The organism is Hyphomicrobium sp. DMF-1 (assembly GCF_027886585.1).
Taxonomy (GTDB): Bacteria; Pseudomonadota; Alphaproteobacteria; order Rhizobiales; family Hyphomicrobiaceae; genus Hyphomicrobium_C; species Hyphomicrobium_C zavarzinii.
Genome location: NZ_CP115706.1, coordinates 3,020,358 through 3,036,234, shown reverse-complemented (window position 1 = coordinate 3,036,234; position 15,877 = coordinate 3,020,358). Strand labels below are relative to the sequence as shown.

The window sequence follows — 15,877 nt, the reverse complement described above, 5'->3', positions numbered from 1 at the left end:
GGAGCACCGTGAATGAGCCTCAGAACCATCCTTGTGTCGAACCTCGCCATCGGGACGATCGTAGGCGGAGGCGTCTGGCTCGCCACGCAGAAGGATAGCGGCGCACTTTTCAGCCAGGGCCTGAAGACACTCGGCCTGCGGACGGAGAAGGCCGTGGCGGAAGCCGCTCCCGAAAAGGAAAAGAAGGTGACGCTGCGGTCGGTCCGCGTCGTGCGACCGGAGGCAGCCAAGGGAGGCTCGACGCTGACGCTCGCGGGCCGCACTGCGCCGGCCGAGCAGGCGCTCATCTCGTCGCGCGCAACCGGCGTCGTCGCCGAGCGGCACGTGGACATCGGCGACCACGTGAAGGAAGGAGACGTGCTCGTCGTCATCGAGGCGCCCGAGGTTGAGCAGGAGCTGCTGCGGGCGCGCGCCTCCGCCGATCAGATGAAGGCCCGGCTCGAGCTCGCACGCGCCACCCTCGACCGTGCCGAAAGCCTTGTCGGAAAAGGGCATGTCTCCGAGCAGACCGTGGACGAGCGCCGCGCGACCAAGATGTCCGCCGACGCGGATCTCGCCGCCGCCCTCGCCGAGGTGAAGCGGCTCGAAGAGGTGCAGAGCTTCCAGACCATCCGCGCTCCCTTTGCCGGGACGGTTGTGGCGCGGCAGGTCGAGCGCGGAGACAAGGTCACGTCGGCGGCGGCGGGCGAGGGCAGCTATCTGCTCCGCATCGGCCGCCTGAACGAGCTTCGCATCGAGATCGACGTGCCGCAGTCTTACGCGCTGAAGGTCGAGCCCGGCGCGCAGGCGAGGGTATCGTTCGCGGAATTACCGGATCAGACATTCAGCGCGCGCGTCGTGCGCGCATCCGGCCTCATCGATCAGACGTCGAGCACCATGCGCGCCGAGCTTCTGATGCCGAACCCCGGCAATCGCATTCCCGCAGGGTTGAGCGGCCAGGTCTCCATCGATCTCGGCGCCGCCGAAGGCGCCGTCACGGTCCCCACCAACACGCTTGTCACGCGGGAGGGCCGCCAGATGGTCGCCATCGTGGACGCCGAGGATCGCGTCCGGCTGAAGCCTGTTGCCGTCTCGCGCGATCTTGGCGAGCGCGTCGTCATCGCGTCGGGCCTCACGGTCGAGGACCGGGTGATCGTGAGCCCCAATGCGCTGCTCCGCGCGGGGGATCAGGTGGAGATCGTCACGCCGACGGCGCGGGCCGCTCCGGCCGCCAAGTGACCGGCCGCCGAGTGAGATGTGCGGCCAAGGAGGAGACGCGAGAGGAGGGGCTCAGGCTGGGCGCTTGTGCCGCCCGCCGCCGGGCGCTGCATCCGCGACCCGCGGCAGCACGATCCTGATCGCGAGATCCACCTGCGCCATGAGCTTGCCGCGGCGAAGGGGCCGCTTTTTCTCGAACAAGGCCCTGAGGTGAAAGTCGCCGATGACGGCTCCGCAGAGCGCGGTTGCCGTCTGAGTGACGTTGGCGATCGCGGCATCCGGCTTCGCAACTTTCAGACGCGCGAGGCATTCGGAGATGTAGCTCAAGCCGCGGGTCATGCCGCGCGCGTGAAACTCGTCGGCCAGCTCCGGCCAATGACGCGCTTCCGAGATCACGAGGCGCGTGATCTCGATCTGGCGCGGTAGCAGGGCATATTCGGCGAGCTTGAGCAGGCGCCGGCGCAACTCGGCCACGATCTCATCGGGCTCGTCCGTCGTGACCGCATCGCTCTCGAGAAACGCGCTGCCGTCCGTGATCAGAGCTCCGAACATCTGCCGCTTGTCCGGGTAGAGCCCATAGACCGTCTTCTTCGACATGCCCGCGACACGCGCGATCTCCTCCATGCTCGCCGCGCCGTAGCCCGAGGCAAAGAAAACCTCCTCGGCCGCTTCGAGGATCAGGCGGCGGCGCGCGTCGAGCGACAGCGCGGGAGGCCGTCCCCGCCGCTTGGGCGTGGAGGCGTGTGTGTCCGGGGCTCGGTTCAAAAGGCTTGACATTAGGAAACGTTTCCGTTTCTAAAAACATAGCGGATATGGTGGGGCTTCGCAATCCGTCTCAGTGCGTGCGCTTTCTAGGATACTGTCATCCCTGCCTTCCCGGGCGTTTTGTCAGACCAGTGTCATTGTTTGAAACGATAGGCTTTGCGAATGATGGCTCATGATGTTGCCGGCCTCCTCCGCCCGATCGGGCGCACGCTGTTAGGGTGGGGTGTCGCCGCCGCTGCCGCTTTGAGTGCAGGCGCCTCTTTCGCCCAGGCCCCGCCCGGCGGCGCCCAGCCTGCGCCGAGCGTCGTGGTCGAGACGGTGCGAAATTACGACGTGGCGGACCAGAGCACCTACATCGGACGCGTGCAGGCCATCGATAAGGTGGCGATCCGTGCGCGCGTCGATGGCTTCCTCGACAAGCGGGGCTTCGAGGAGGGCAAGGAGGTCAAGCGCGACCAGACGCTCTTCACACTTGAACGCGCACCCTATGAAGCCGCTCTCGACGCAGCGAAGGCCAACCTCGCGAGTGCGCAGGCCGGTCTCGAATTGGCGCAGGCCACCTTCGCACGCACCAAGGAGCTGGCCGATCGTGGCACGTCCTCACTGTCCACGCTCGACGAAGCGACCTCGAAGCTATCCCAGGCCCGCGCCAACGTGCAGGCCCAGGAGGCGGCGCTGACCAAGGCCCAGCTCGATCTCAGCTACACCGAGATCCGCGCGCCCATGGACGGCCGCACCGGCCGGGCGACCTACTCGGTCGGAGAGTACGTGGGGCCGAGCAGCAATCCGCTCGTCACGGTCGTGCGCCAGGATCCCATGTACGTGGCGTTTCCCGTGCCGCAGCGCGTACTGCTGATCGTGCGGAAGGAAAAGCTCACCGCTGCGGATGTTGTCGTACGCCTCAAGATGCCGGACGGCACGGCTTACGACCACGACGGCGTGATCAAGTTCTCCGAGGTCGAGAGCAACGCGGGCACGGATACGGTGACGGTGCGGGCGGAGTTCCCCAATCCGGACCGCCTTCTGGTGGATCAGCAGATCGTCGGCGTGAACGTGGTCTCCAAGAACCCCGACCACAAGCTGATGGTCTCCCAGTCCGCGATCATGCTCGATCAGCAGGGGGCCTATGTTCTGGCGGTCACTCCGGAGAACAAGGTCGAGATCCGCCGCATCGAGGTCGGAGAGCAGCGCGGCCCGCGCATCATCGTGACGAAGGGCCTTGCCGAAGGTGATCGCGTCATCATCAGCGGCCATCAGAAGGTTCGTCCCGGTATCGTAGTGGAACCCAGCGAATTCCAGGCCGGTGGCCTCGAACAGCCCGGAAACTAGGCGGCGCCATGATCTTCGATGTCTTCATCCGCCGCCCGCGTCTTGCGATGGTCATTTCCATCGTGCTGACCCTTGCGGGCGTGATCGCCATGGGCGTCATCCCGGTCGCCCAGTATCCCGAGATCGCTCCGCCGACCGTCCGCGTCAGCGCCTCCTACGCGGGTGCTGATGCGAAGACGGTGGAGGAGAGCATCGCGCAGCCTCTGGAGAACGCCATCAATGGCGTCACTGGCATGCGCTACATGAAGTCCACCTCCGCCAATGACGGATCCTACTCGCTCACCGTCTCCTTCCTGCTCGGCACGGACCCCGATATCGATACGGTCAACGTGCAGAACCGGGCCAACCTCGCCACCGCCAAGCTACCGGAGGAGGTGAGGCGAACGGGCCTCACGATCTCGAAGGTCTCGACCGATCTTTTGCAGGTTTTCCTGTTCTACTCGCCCGAAGGCGACAAGGACGGACTGTTTCTCTCGAACTTCGTCACGCTCAACATTCTCGATGAGCTGAAGCGCGTGCCGGGCGTCGGCGACGCGTCGATCTTCGGTGCGCGCGATTACTCGATGCGCATCTGGATCGATCCCGGCAAGCTCGCGAACTTCGGGCTCTCGACCCAGGACGTGATCGCCGCCGTGCAATCGCAGAACGTCCAGGCAGCAGCCGGGCGCATCGGCGCAGCGCCATTGTCTCCGGACCAGCGCCTCCAGCTCACCGTCACCACCAAGGGCCGTTTGTCCACGCCTGAAGAGTTCGGCGACATCATCGTGCGCGCGACGGGCGACGGCTCGTTCGTGCGCGTGCGCGATGTGGCCCGCGTCGACATCGAAGGCGCGACGTTCGACAGCGAGGCGAAGTATCAGGGCAAGCCTGCCGCGCCAGTCGGCATCTATCTTTCTCCCGGCGCGAACGCCGTCAACGTGGCGACCGCGGTATCGAAGCGTCTCGATGAGCTGCGGGACAGGTTCCCGCCCGGCGTCGAGTTCGCTTACGTCTACAACACGGCCGACTTCGTCTCCGCGATGATCGAGAAGGTCATCCACACGCTGATCGAAGCCTTCTTGCTGGTGGCCATCGTCGTCTTCGTGTTCCTCGGCCGATTGCGCCCCACCTTGATCCCGCTCATCGCCGTGCCAGTAGCCATCATCGGTGCCCTGGCGGTGCTCTATGCGATGGGCTATTCCGCCAACACCATCTCGCTGCTGGCCCTCGTGCTCGCCATCGGCATCGTCGTGGACGACGCCATCATCGTGGTCGAGAACGTCGAGCGCGTGATGCACGAGGAGCCGCATCTTTCACCCGCGGACGCCACCCGAAAGGCCATGTCGGAAATCGCGGGGCCTGTGATCGCGATCACGCTCGTGCTCCTCTCGGTGTTCGTGCCCGTGGCGTTCCTGCCCGGCTCCTCCGGCGTGTTGTTCCGTCAGTTCGCCATCACCATTTCCGCCGCGATGGTGATCTCCGCCATCAACGCGCTCACATTGTCTCCGGCACTCTGCACCTTGCTGCTGCGGCCGGGGCATCCCGTCGGCCTCATGAAGCGCGTCACGGCCGCCATAGATTCCGTGGCCGACGGATACGCCAGCGTGGTGCGCCGGCTCGTTGCTGTGGCCTCGGCAAGCATCATCGCGCTGGGCCTCATCGCAGGCGCCACCTACTTCATCTTCTCCAAGACCCCGTCGGGCTTCCTGCCGGACGAGGACAAGGGCTTTGTCATCGCCGTTCTGAACCTTCCGGCGGGCGCGTCCCTCAACCGCACGTCGGATGCGGCTGCCAAGGCGGCCGCCATCATCGAGAAGGAACCCGCCGTCGACGCCGTGACGACCATTCTCGGCCTCGACTTCCTCGGCGGCGGCTCGGCCTCGAACGGTGGCGTGATGTTCATCCGCTTGAAGCCCTATGAGCAGCGAACGGCCCGCGACATGCACTCGACCGTCGTCGCGCGCAGGCTCACGGGTGCCCTCGCCGGCATTCCGGACGGCAATCTGATCGCCCTCAACCCACCCTCGATCTCCGGTCTCGGGCAGGTGGGCGGCTTCGAGTACGTGCTCGAGGCGCTGCAGGGCCAGAGCCCCGCCGACATGGCCGCCGTCATGCGCGCCCTGACGGTGGCGGCCAATCAGCGGCCCGAGCTGGCGGCCGTGTTCTCGACCTTCGAAGCCGAGACACCTCAGATCCGCCTCGACATCGATCGCGACAAGACGCGCACGTTGAACATCACGCTCTCCGACGTGTTCGCCGCGCTCCAGGCGACGCTTGGCGGCTACTACGTCAACGACTTCAACCTCTACGGCCGCACGTGGACGGTGCGGATGCTGGCGGAAACCAAATACCGCAGCTCGATCACCGACATCTCCGCGATCTACGTGAAGAACGCCGCGGGCGAGATGACGCCAATGTCGAGCATCGCGGATGTGCAACTCGACGTCGGACCGCGCACGCTCACCCGCTACAACAACTATCGCGCCATCTCGATCAACGGCAGCCCCGGCCCCGGACGTGGACCTGGCGAAGCCATCGACGCGATGCAGGACGTATCGAAGACCACGCTGCCCGCGGGCTACGCCTACGAGTGGACGGGGCAGGCGCGTGAGCAGATCGAGTCCGCCGGGCAGACCACCATCGTGCTCGGTCTCGCGCTGGTCTTTGCCTATCTCTTCCTCGTCGCGCTGTACGAGAGCTGGATGGTGCCGGTGCCCGTGCTGTTATCGGTCATCGTGTCCATCCTGGGTGCGATGGGAGCGCTGTGGGTTCTGGGCATGAGCTTCACGCTCTATGCGCAGATTGGCCTCGTCGTGCTCATCGCGCTTGCTGCGAAGAACGCGATCCTGATCGTCGCCTTCTCCATCGAGAGGCGCGCGGCGGGCGACACGCTGCTCGAATCCGCCATAGACGGCGCACGGCTGCGCTTCCGTCCGGTGATGATGACGAGCTTCGCCTTCATCATGGGACTCGTGCCCCTGGTGATCGCCAACGGCCCCGGCGCCGACAGCATGATCGCGGTCGGCGTGCCGGTGCTCGCCGGTATGCTCGCGGCGGCCATTTTCGGCATCTTCCTGATCCCGATGCTGTACGTCGTATTCCAGCGCCTCGTGGAAGGCCGCTCGCGGCAAGCCAAGGAGGCAGAGGATCCGGCTCCGGGCGCCTGACGCTCCCGAAGGAGGGGGCGTACAGGCGCACGTTTGTTCCGTGTCAAACGGCCGGGCGCTGACTTTGGACAGGATAGGCGCAATTCGTATCTGAAACAGGCCTGACGACCATGCTGAACTGGCTCATCCGACCCATCATGTTCGTAGCCGCCATCATCGCGGGATGGTTCGTGGCGGAGGACGCCGCGAACTTCGGCGTCGTTCAACTCGTCATCTCCGTGCTGCTGGTGACCTTGCTCGTCGCCTTCGCCGCATTCTGGGAGAGCATACGCGACTGGTTCCGCCCGAAGTCGGGAGCGGATGAAGGCACGCCCGACTGAGCACGTGCAGCCGGCTCAACTGACGCCATGCTGTTTGAGCCAGGCGAGCAGCCGCGCCCAGCCTTGCTTGGCGGGCTCGGCCCGGTAGCTCGGCCGGTAGTCCGCGTGGAACGCGTGCGGCGCTCCTTCGAACACGACGATCTCGCATGTCTTTCCCGCCTTCGCGCAGGCAGCCCGCATGGCCTCGACGGTGTCGAGCGGGATGCCCTGGTCCGCGCCGCCATAGAGGCCGAGCACCGGTGCCTTGAGATCTGCCGCCACGTCGACGGGATGCTTGGGCGTGGTTTGCGACGGCTCTCCCGCGAGGCGCCCGTACCAGGCGATCCCCGCCTTGAGCTTCGGATTGTGCGCGGCGTAGAGCCAGGTGATGCGCCCGCCCCAGCAGAAGCCGGTGATGGCGAGCTTGTCGGCGTTGGCTTTGCCGGAAGCCGCCGCGAAGGTCACGGCCGCATCGAGATCGCTCATCACCTGCGCATCCGGAACCTTGGCCACGATGGGGCGGATCTCGTCGATCGTCTTGAGTTGTGAGACGTCGCCCTGGCGGACGAACATCTCCGGCGCGAGCGCGAAATAGCCCTCCTTGGCGAGGCGGCGGCAGATATCCTTGATGTGCTCGTGAACCCCGAAGATCTCCTGCACCACGAGCACGACAGGAAACGGTCCGCCCGTAGCCGGCATCGCGCGATAGGCGGGGATCTCGCGATCGCTCGCGGGGATCTGAACTTCACCCGCGACGAGGCCGCTCGTATCGGTCGTGATCGTCGTTTCGGCGGAGACCGGCTGCGTCGCGAGTGCGAACCCGGTGGCGAGCGTCGTCAACACCGCTTGACGGCGCGACATCTCGAACGAGGGAACGAGGCTTCTGCGATCCGCCGTGAGGTTGGCGTCATCCGGATCGTGGGAGGTGCGATCGGTCATCTCGGGGTCCCTCATCTTGGAATGCATCGCCGACGCACCAAAGATGGGGCCCGCACGGGAGGGATCAAGCACGCAAACGGGAGAAAAGGCCGGAGATCGCGTCCGCTCGTCAGTCCTCCCGCCGCCGGGAGGGCTTCTTGCCGGGCTTCGCAGGCGGTTGTTTCCGGTCCGGCACGTCCAGTTCCCCGCGGTTTTCCCGGCGCCTGCGCCGATGCGCTTCGAGCCGCGCCCTCTTGAGGAGGATGGCATCGTAGTTGGGATGGTTCGGGTCGAGTTGAGTAAGGGGCGGTTCCGGCGTCGGTTTTTTCATTATGGGCCTGCGGACGGCGTAGAAATGTTATCCCGTTATACAGGGAAAAATTCCCGATCCAACAGTGCCGTGGGGAAGAAAATTACGCGCGTGCGCATCCGGCAACGCGCGCCGAAGCGCGTAAAACAGAATGAAAACAAAAGAAAAGCCCGCGCTCTGAAGCGTGAGGCTCAGCGCAGTATGGCAACCACGCGGGCGGGCGCGGCCGAGGCCCCGACGATTTTCAAGGGAAACACCGCCACCTCGAAGCCGTACGGAGGCAGTGCGGAGAGATTCGTAAGCTGCTCCATGTGCCAGTAAGGCCGTCGCTGCCCCACCCGGTGCGCCTCCCAGAACAATGAGGCATCGCCCGTGGCTTTCGATTTGGCGATCTGCGCCCGGAACGGCAGATCCCAGCCCCACTGGTCGATCCCCATCACGGTGACGCCGCGATCGAGCAGCCACTCCGTCGCCGCCGCGCTCATGCCGGTGCCGGTCTGCCAGAAGTCCTTGGTGCCCATCAGGCGGTCGCGCCCGGTGCGGATCAGCACGATGGTGCGATCCGTGAGCGTCGCGCCGGATTTGGCGAGCGCGTCCTCCATGTCGGCGACCGTGATCGGATCGTCGTCAGCTTTGTGCGAGAGATCGAGTACGACCCCTGGACCGATGCAGCGGTCGAGCGGCATCTCGTCGATGGTCTCCGCCCGCGCGCCACCCGAAAGCGGACCGTAGTGCCAGGGCGCATCGATGTGCGTCGTCGCGTGCACGCCCATCGTCACAGTGTCGTCGGCCCAGCCAGCGAAGTCACGCGGGAACAGGCGGAAAGGAAGCCCGAGCAGCCGCACCAGCAGCTTCGCGATCCGGTGCGGCTTGTGCTTCACTTTGACCCGCATGAAGAACGGATCGTCTCGATTGAACTGCACCGGCTTCGAGAGATCGATGACCTTCATCTTCGTGTCTCCTCTGCGACGATCGGGGTCGTGATGCTCCCGATCTCCTCGATGCCGATTTCCAGGGTATCTCCGTCGGAGAGGAGCTGGCCCGTCTCGACGCCGCTTCCTCCGGGCAGGGTACCCGTGGCGAACAACTCGCCAGGATAGAGCCGCTCCGAGCGCGATGCATGCGCCAGCGCCTCGCCGAGAGACCAGCGCGGCCCCGCACTCCTGGGCTCGGCCACGAGGCGCCCGTTGAGGCGCACGAATCCGGAAAGCTCGCGCCAGCGCGGCAATATTTCGTCGGCGCCGACGACGACGCGCGAAATCCCGTTTCGGAAGTGCTTGGACTTCTGCGGGCCGAAGCCCGAGCGCATTTCCGCACGCTGCACGTCGCGCGCGCTGAAGTCGTTCACCACCACGAGCCCGCCGATGGCCGCTTCCGCTTCCTCCGGCGTGGCATTGTAAAGCGGGCGTGCCAGCACGAAGCCGAGCTCGAGCTCATAGTCGAGGGCGCGCGTGTACGAAGGAATTGTGAGCGGCTCGCCGTCGAGCGCGAAGGCCAGGTGATTGCCCATGTAATAGATCGGCTGCCGGTTCCAGAGCGCATCGGGCCTGAGTGCCGGAAACGGCCGGCGGAATACGGCCTCATAGGCTTTCACGACCGGCCAGGCGCGCGGCGTGAACCGGCGCACGAACCCGCGCGCCGCATCGATCGCATGGCGCTCGTAGAGCATGAAGTCGCGAAACGACCTGGGCTCGAAAGGCAGCAGCGGGCGGCCCGCGATGGCGTCGTCCGGCGCGAGGCCGAGTGCTGCATCGTTCAGCCCGGAACGAACTTCCTCGGGCGCACCCAGAAGCGCGATGGTGTCCCGCGACCAAAGCGCGGTCTCGGCCTCAGAATGAGAGGGCGCGAGCGCGGCCAGCGCCCGGGACACGCGCACCCACCCCGTGTTCGCGGCGATTTGGACGACAGGCGTCTCACCTTCCAGAATGCGCCTGAGCTTCATGGGCGGTCCTTGAGGTTAACGTCGGAAGGCGCCCGGAGCGGGCGGAACGGCCCATCCGCTCCCACAGTATTGGATCGAGATCAATCGGCATGTCCGCGCGCCGCCGCCATCGCAGTTGCCGGGGGCCGCAGGGCATGCCATGCAGCGGACGCGGCCCAAAACTCGGCGAGCCCCATGCCCAGCACCTGGATATATGACCCGTGCCCTGCTCCGTCCTCGGACTACGAAAAGGCTGCACGGTCGCGGCAGGCAATCCTGACAAAGCCCGCAGGCTCTCTCGGCGTGCTGGAGACGCTCGCCATCGCGCTGGCGGCCCTTCAGGCAACGGAGCGCCCGCGCGCAGCAAGAGCGCCGATCATCCTGTTCGCCGGAGACCATGGCGTCACCGCGCAGAACATCTCCGCCTTTCCCGCAGCCGTGACCGTCGAGATGCTGAAGAACTTCGCGGCAGGCGGTGCAGCCGTCTCGGTGCTTGCGCGCGAACTCGGCGTACCGCTTTCCGTGATCGACGCGGGTACGCTGGCGGCGGACCCGCTACCCGGAGTCGTCACCGATAAGACGCGCCGCGGCACGCGCGATTTCAGCGTCGAGCCGGCGATGACGGCCGAGGAATGCGACGCGGCGCTCGGAGCCGGCCGGAGAGCGATCGAGGCTTTGAGGCAGCCGGATCTCGTGCTGTTCGGCGAGATGGGCATCGGCAACACGACGTCGGCGGCAGCCATCGCATCCGCGCTGCTCGGCAAGGCGCCGGGCACTATCGCGGGCGCGGGCACCGGGCTCGACAGCGCGGGGATAGCGCACAAGGTCCACGTGATCGAGACCGGCCTCGAACGCCACGGCCTCGCGGGACCGGTGAGCGACGCCGTACGTGTTCTGCAGTCGGTCGGCGGCTTCGAGATCGCGGCGCTCACGGGCGCCATGGTCGCAGCGGCCCAGGCACGGGTTCCCGTGCTCGTTGACGGCTTCATCGTCACCGTCGCCGCGCTGACGGCGACGCGGATCAATCCGGGCTGCCGGCCTTGGCTCATTTTCTCCCATCGCTCGGCCGAGCAGGGTCACGGCATCGTTCTCGATGCCCTGGAGGCCCGCCCGGTGCTCGATCTCAACTTGCGGCTCGGCGAAGGATCCGGCGCAGCGACCGCGCTCGCCGTGCTGCGGCTTGCCTGTGCGCTACACAACGGCATGGCGACGTTCGAGGAGGCTGCCGTCTCCGGCCGCGCCGAGCCATGACCTCAGTCGATTTCCTTCGCCACGGAGAGACCGCGTTCGCAAACGACCTGCTGGGCCGGTCGGACCCGCCATTGTCGGGCGCCGGGCGCAAGGCCGTGACGCGGCAACTCGCCGGGCGCACCTGGGCGGCCGTCGTCGCGTCACCGCTTGCGCGTGCGAGAGAGACCGCGGAGATCGCCACCCACTGGAGCGCACAGGACGTCGAGGTTGATCCGGACTGGCGGGAGATGGATTTCGGCGATTGGGAAGGCCGGTCGCGCGCAGACCTCGCGGCCGACGATCGCTTCGCGGCCTTCTACGCGGACCCCGAGGCAAATCCGCCCCCGAACGGCGAGAACGCGAGCGCGGTGAGGGCGCGTGTGGATGCCGCGCTGCGCCGCCTCGCGGCGCGCCGGGACGACCCCGTGCTCGTCGTCGCGCACGGCGGCACCATCCGCATGGCCCTGTCCATTCTTGTCGGCCTGCCGCTCGAGCGCCTATGGGCAGTGCGCATCGCCTGCGCCACCCGCGTGCGTGTCGAGATGGGGACGCATCCCGAGCATGGTCTGTGGGGCGAGATCGTCGAGATCGCGCAGCCCGAGGAAGGCGAGGGCGCATGAGCGGATTTTTCGTCGCTCTCTCGTTCCTGACGCGCCTGCCGGTGCCGCCGCTCGCGCCTGAGAAAGCAGGCAGCCTTGCACTGGCGGCCCCTTGGCTGCCCGCGGCGGGCGCCATGGTCGGCCTCCTGGTGGCGGTGTTCGCCGCGCTCGGCGCGAGCCTCGGTCCCTGGGTCGGCGCTCTGCTGGCTCTCCTGGCTTGGGTGGCCGTGAGCGGCGGGCTGCATCTCGATGGCCTCGGCGACGTGGCGGACGGCCTCGGCGCCGCGCACGGCAATCCGCAGCGTTTCGTCGAGGTGGCACGCGATCCCCACACCGGCAGCTTCGGCACGATCGCCATCGCGCTTCAGATCGCCGCCAAGCTGGTCCTTCTCGCGGCGGTGATCGAGGCGCTGGGCGTGAAAGCCGCCGCGATCGGCATTCTGCTGATCGCCGTCTGGGCGCGCTGGGGAACGCTGGCGCTCGGCCGCGCCGTTCCACCGCTCACGGAAGGCATGGCAAGCCGCCTTGCGGCAGGGATCTCGACACGCGTCGTCGTGCTCGAAGGGGCGGCCCTTGCCCTCGTCACCGCCTTTCTCGTGCCGGTTCTGCTCACTGCCTTGCCCGTGACACTCGCCCTCGCTCTCTATTGGCGGGTTCGCCTTGGTGGCATCACCGGCGATTGCCACGGTGCCAGCATCGAAATTACGGAGAGCGCGTTGCTCTTTGCCCTGCTTCTCGCGTAACGAGCTTGTTTCGCCGCACTGTCACCTATGATAGCACGCCTGCTCTGATCGCCCGACGGTGAGCTGATGACATTCGCGCTGGCTTTTCTCGCCCTCTTCATCGAGGCCCTCGCGGGCTACTCGCAGAAGCTGGTCGCCCGCATCGGCCATCCCGTGACGTGGATGGGCGCGCTGATCACCAGCGCCGATACCGCCTGGAACGAGGCGCAGTTGACGTTTCCGCGGCGGCGCCTGCGCGGCATCCTCGCTCTCGCCACGGTGCTCCTGGTCACGCTCTCTGCCGTCATGCTGATCGATGTCGGCCTCGATCTCGTGCTGCCGGTTTTCGCCGCGCTCGCGGTCAAGGCGGTGCTGGCGAGCTCGCTTCTCGCGGGCCGCAGCTTGGACGAGCATGTCTCCCACGTGGCCGAGGAGCTGGAGCAGCGCGGATTGCGTGGCGGGCGCGCGGCCGTCAGCCGCATCGTCGGACGCGACCCCGAAACCCTGGACGAAGCTGGCGTATCGCGCGCCGCCATCGAAAGTCTGTCCGAGAACTTCTCCGACGGTGTCGTGGCACCGGTGTTCTGGCTGGTCGTGGGCGGCCTTCCGGGATGCGCGCTCTACAAGGCCATCAACACGGCCGACAGCATGATCGGCCACAAGTCGGAACGCTATCTCGCGTTCGGCTGGGCGGCAGCCAAGCTGGACGATCTCGTGAACCTGCCCGCCTCGCGTCTCTCCGCACTCTGGATCGTCGCGGCGGCGCGTCTGATGCCAGGGGCCGACTGGCGTGCCTCCGCCACGGCCGCATTGAGCGATGCACCGCGTCACCGCTCGCCCAACGCGGGCTGGCCGGAGGCCGCGATGGCGGGCGCGCTGGGATTGGCGCTTGCAGGCCCCCGCAGCTACGGCGGCAAGCGCATCGACGACGCCTGGATGGGCTCGGGCCGCCGTGAGGCCACCGCTGCCGACATCCACCGCGCGCTGCGGCTGTTCCGCATCGCCTACGTGCTCCAGGCCGTCACCATCGGCCTGCTCGCGCTCATCGCGCTCCTGCTTTTCTAGACTACGACGGCTGCTTCAGCGTGAGCGGAAGCCCGGCGGCCATCAGCACTACCCGGTCGGCGCGCTGGGCCACGGCGGCGTTGAGCCGGCCTTGCTCGTCGCGGAAGACACGCGCCAACGCGTTGTCGGGCACAATTCCGAGGCCCACCTCGTTCGAGACCACCACCACCGGGCCCCCGGGCGCCGCGAGTGCGTCGAGCAGGCGCTCCCGCTCGGCCGCGACATCGCGCTCGGCCAGCATCACGTTGGTGAGCCACAGCGTCAGGCAGTCGATCAGCACCGGGCTCGGATTTCCGGCCTGGGTGAGGAGAACGTCGCTAAGTCCAAGCGGCGCCTCACGCGTCACCCAGCCGTCCCCCCGCCGCGCGATGTGGTGCGCGATGCGCTCCTTCATCTCGCTGTCCCAAGCCTCCGCCGTCGCCACGTAGGTCCAGGGGGCGGGTAGCGAGGTCACCAGATCCTCCGCGAACCGGCTCTTTCCCGAGCGGGCGCCGCCGAGAACGAGGGTGAGGCGAGGGAGCGATGCGGCGGCCATGGCCAAGGAGGTCCCAAGTGGAAGGAGGAAGCCCTGTTTGACAGGCCAGCGCGTCGATGGCTACCTCCAATCGGCCGGCGGATCACCGCATCGGGGCGCTGCGAGCGGGCCGAGCTGGCTCTGCAACCCGGGGTGTTCCGGGCGGCCAAGTCCCGCGCTGCGTTCGAACGTCGCGAGGACAGGGACCGGACGCGCGCCGCCCGGAGGTGTAGTGTCCTGTCTCCCGCCCCACCGAGCCGTCGTCTGAACCCGTTCCAGGAACCCGAGCCCGTCTCCCCGCCATGAACTTTCCGCCGGACATCTTTCCGCCCTTCCCGGATATGCGCCCGGGCGAAGTCTGGCTCGTGGGCGCCGGTCCGGGCGACCCGCGCCTTCTGACGGTCATGGCCATTCATGCGCTCCGCTCGGCCGACACCATCATTCACGACGCGCTGGTCGATCCGCGTATCCTGCGCCTGGCGCACGGCGGCGCCGAAATCCATTTCGCGGGCAAGCGCGGCGGACGTCCCTCGCCGCATCAGCGTGACATCAACGAGCTGATCATCGCCGAGGCCAAGAAGCAGCGCCGCGTGCTGCGCCTCAAGGGCGGCGATCCCTTCGTGTTCGGACGGGGAGGGGAGGAAGCCGCGGCCCTTGTGCGCGAAGGCATTCCGTTCCGCATCGTGCCGGGGCTCACCTCCGGCCTTACCGCGCCCGCCCTCGCCGGTATCCCGGCCACCACGCGGGACACGAACCACGCCGTCATCCTGGCGGCCGGTCATCGTGCGGACGAAGACCGCGCGGCGCGCGAATGGGAGTTGCTTGCCGCCACCGGCCAGCCGATCATCCTTTACATGGCGCTGGCCCAGCTTCCCCAGATTACGGCAGCCTTCGAGCGTGGTGGCTTGAGCTCCGCGACGCCCGTTGCCGTCATTTCCCATGCCACGAGCGAGAGCGAGCGTGTTCTCGAAACCCGGCTCGGCGATCTCGTTGCGGACGTGCGCACGCACGGCATCGAGGCTCCGGCCGTCATCGTCGTCGGCGCGACCGCGAGCCTGCGCGCCTTGCTTGGACCCGGGATGGCGAAACCATGAGCGATGCGCCGGCCTTCGGCTCGGGCTTTGCTGCGGCTTTCCGCGATCTCATCCTGTGGCGGCGCGACGTCCGCCGCTTCCGCACCGATCCCCTGCCGGACGGTCTCATCGACGAGCTGGTGGCGTTGGCCTGCCACGCGCCATCCGTCGGGAACTGTCAGCCCTGGCGCTTCGTGCACGTCACCTCGGAGGAACGCCGCGACGTCGTCCGCGCCTCCTTCCGGCGGGCGAACCAGTCCGCCCTCGAAGGCTACGACGGCGAAGCCCGCGCGCTCTACGCGCGCCTCAAGCTCGAAGGCCTCGACGCCGCTCCCGTCCAGCTCGCCGTGTTCGCCGACGAAACCACGGAGCGCGGCGCGGGCCTCGGCCGCCAGACCATGCCGGAGGCGTTGCGCTACTCGGTCGTCGGCGCCATCCACACGCTGTGGCTTGCTCTGCGGGCGGAGGGGGTCGGCATGGGCTGGATCTCGATCATCGAGCCGGACATCGTGACGAAGGCGCTGGGCGTTCCCGAAGGCTGGACGCTTGTCGCCTACCTCTGCATCGGCTGGCCGGTGGAGGAACACCTCGACCCGGAACTGGAGCGTGCCGGATGGCAGGACCGCGCGCCGGGCGACGAGCTGATCCTGAAGCGCTGATCTTGCCTGCCCGCCCGGATGATCCACATCAAATCGGCCCTTTTCGCGCCGTGATACGAGGGCGTCCCACGCAGCGAATGCCACACCGGCTTGCCGGAAGCCGCCCGCGGCGCTAAGGACAGACGAGGTA

16 protein-coding genes are annotated in these 15,877 nt (G+C 67.1%); 10 read left to right on the top strand and 6 right to left on the bottom strand.

All coding sequences use genetic code 11. From position 1 onward, the window contains the following. Nucleotides 1–12: 12 nt before the first annotated feature. A complete protein-coding gene (locus PE058_RS13950) occupies nt 13–1,218 on the top strand; it encodes an efflux RND transporter periplasmic adaptor subunit (RefSeq protein WP_271028671.1) in 1,206 nt (401 codons plus the stop codon). A gap of 51 nt (nt 1,219–1,269) precedes the next feature. Here PE058_RS13950 and PE058_RS13945 read toward each other — a convergent pair whose 3' ends face one another. Beyond that, nucleotides 1,270–1,974 carry a TetR/AcrR family transcriptional regulator gene (locus PE058_RS13945; protein ID WP_271028670.1) on the bottom strand — a complete coding sequence of 235 codons (705 nt, stop codon included), beginning with the start codon at nt 1,972–1,974 and terminating at the stop codon, nt 1,270–1,272. A 150-nt stretch (nt 1,975–2,124) separates the two neighbouring features. On the opposite strand from PE058_RS13945, the gene PE058_RS13940 reads away from it, so the two are divergent. The 3 genes from PE058_RS13940 (at nt 2,125) to PE058_RS13930 (ending at nt 6,757) form a co-directional block, all read left to right on the top strand. Further along, the gene (locus PE058_RS13940) at nt 2,125–3,291 is read left to right on the top strand and encodes an efflux RND transporter periplasmic adaptor subunit (RefSeq protein WP_020086321.1); all 1,167 of its coding nucleotides are present in this window, start codon (nt 2,125–2,127) and stop codon (nt 3,289–3,291) included. Nucleotides 3,292–3,299: 8 nt separating this feature from the next. Then, on the top strand, nt 3,300–6,437 hold the full coding sequence (locus PE058_RS13935) for an efflux RND transporter permease subunit (protein WP_271028669.1): 3,138 nt from the start codon (nt 3,300–3,302) through the stop codon (nt 6,435–6,437). Between the two features lie 110 nt (nt 6,438–6,547). Further along, the gene (locus PE058_RS13930; protein ID WP_020086323.1) at nt 6,548–6,757 is read left to right on the top strand and encodes a hypothetical protein; all 210 of its coding nucleotides are present in this window, start codon (nt 6,548–6,550) and stop codon (nt 6,755–6,757) included. A 15-nt stretch (nt 6,758–6,772) separates the two neighbouring features. Here PE058_RS13930 and PE058_RS13925 read toward each other — a convergent pair whose 3' ends face one another. The 4 genes from PE058_RS13925 to PE058_RS13910 all read right to left on the bottom strand — a co-directional run bounded on the left by PE058_RS13925 (nt 6,773) and on the right by PE058_RS13910 (nt 9,906). Further along, nucleotides 6,773–7,675 (bottom strand): dienelactone hydrolase family protein, encoded by a 903-nt coding sequence (locus PE058_RS13925; protein WP_442908661.1) that lies wholly within the window; start codon nt 7,673–7,675, stop codon nt 6,773–6,775. 109 nt (nt 7,676–7,784) lie between these two features. Further along, on the bottom strand, nt 7,785–7,985 hold the full coding sequence (locus tag PE058_RS13920; RefSeq protein ID WP_156827398.1) for a hypothetical protein: 201 nt from the start codon (nt 7,983–7,985) through the stop codon (nt 7,785–7,787). Between the two features lie 170 nt (nt 7,986–8,155). Further along, a complete protein-coding gene (locus PE058_RS13915) occupies nt 8,156–8,914 on the bottom strand; it encodes a cyclase family protein (protein WP_271028668.1) in 759 nt (252 codons plus the stop codon). Further along, the gene (locus PE058_RS13910; RefSeq protein WP_271028667.1) at nt 8,911–9,906 is read right to left on the bottom strand and encodes a fumarylacetoacetate hydrolase family protein; all 996 of its coding nucleotides are present in this window, start codon (nt 9,904–9,906) and stop codon (nt 8,911–8,913) included. The genes PE058_RS13915 and PE058_RS13910 overlap by 4 nt, the downstream gene beginning before the upstream one ends. Before the next feature lie 174 nt (nt 9,907–10,080). On the opposite strand from PE058_RS13910, the gene cobT reads away from it, so the two are divergent. The 4 genes from cobT (at nt 10,081) to cbiB (ending at nt 13,501) form a co-directional block, all read left to right on the top strand. After that, the gene (cobT, locus tag PE058_RS13905; protein WP_271028666.1) at nt 10,081–11,136 is read left to right on the top strand and encodes a nicotinate-nucleotide--dimethylbenzimidazole phosphoribosyltransferase; all 1,056 of its coding nucleotides are present in this window, start codon (nt 10,081–10,083) and stop codon (nt 11,134–11,136) included. Then, nucleotides 11,133–11,735, top strand: coding sequence for a histidine phosphatase family protein (locus PE058_RS13900; protein WP_020086328.1), 603 nt, complete (start codon nt 11,133–11,135; stop codon nt 11,733–11,735). Before cobT ends, PE058_RS13900 begins: the two co-directional genes overlap by 4 nt. Then, a complete protein-coding gene (cobS, locus tag PE058_RS13895) occupies nt 11,732–12,457 on the top strand; it encodes an adenosylcobinamide-GDP ribazoletransferase (protein ID WP_271028665.1) in 726 nt (241 codons plus the stop codon). Before PE058_RS13900 ends, cobS begins: the two co-directional genes overlap by 4 nt. Before the next feature lie 66 nt (nt 12,458–12,523). Next, nucleotides 12,524–13,501: an adenosylcobinamide-phosphate synthase CbiB gene (cbiB, locus tag PE058_RS13890; RefSeq protein WP_271028664.1), complete on the top strand. Its 978-nt coding sequence runs from the start codon at nt 12,524–12,526 to the stop codon at nt 13,499–13,501. A gap of 1 nt (nt 13,502) precedes the next feature. On the opposite strand, the gene cobU is transcribed toward cbiB, so the two are convergent. Continuing rightward, entirely contained in the window at nt 13,503–14,036 is a 534-nt protein-coding gene (gene cobU / locus PE058_RS13885; RefSeq protein ID WP_271028663.1) for a bifunctional adenosylcobinamide kinase/adenosylcobinamide-phosphate guanylyltransferase, read from the bottom strand. Nucleotides 14,037–14,317: 281 nt separating this feature from the next. Between cobU and cobA the strand changes: the two genes are divergently transcribed. Further along, complete coding sequence (gene cobA / locus PE058_RS13880; RefSeq protein WP_020086332.1) at nt 14,318–15,109, top strand: uroporphyrinogen-III C-methyltransferase; 792 nt, start codon at nt 14,318–14,320, stop codon at nt 15,107–15,109. Continuing rightward, nucleotides 15,106–15,747 (top strand): 5,6-dimethylbenzimidazole synthase, encoded by a 642-nt coding sequence (gene bluB, locus PE058_RS13875; RefSeq protein WP_271028662.1) that lies wholly within the window; start codon nt 15,106–15,108, stop codon nt 15,745–15,747. Before cobA ends, bluB begins: the two co-directional genes overlap by 4 nt. The last annotated feature ends 130 nt before the right edge of the window (nt 15,748–15,877 follow it).